1 pseudogene is annotated in these 304 nt (G+C 57.2%); it reads left to right on the top strand.

Going from position 1 to position 304, the window contains the following annotated elements:
* Positions 1-31 precede the first annotated feature (31 nt).
* Positions 32-304: pseudogene (locus tag NE473_RS31080) on the top strand (5-bromo-4-chloroindolyl phosphate hydrolysis family protein); the annotation flags it as partial.

Raw genomic sequence — 304 nt, 5'->3', positions numbered from 1 at the left:
CAGGGATTCCGTGCAGGATGCCATACATTCCATGGATTTTAAACAATTAAACAGAACGATTTCAGATACGGTGAATTTTGCGCTCGATGAGGCCAGGAACCAGATGAGGAAAGGGATGGATGCGGCCAGAAGAATGGACTCCGGGAACGCCGGATGGAAAGGCCCCGGTACCGGCGCCGGTGATAAAACCGACGATGCGCGAAACACATTCCAGACAGCGGCAGGCGCAGGAAGACGGCCAGGGGCAGCGAATGACAGCGGCAGTACCGGAGAGAGAGGGCGGACAGGCTGTGAGAACCGCCGG

The organism is Hungatella sp. SL.1.14 (assembly GCF_024460495.1).
In the GTDB taxonomy this organism is placed as follows: domain Bacteria; phylum Bacillota; class Clostridia; order Lachnospirales; family Lachnospiraceae; genus Hungatella; species Hungatella hathewayi.
This window is presented reverse-complemented; position numbering and strand designations above follow the sequence as displayed.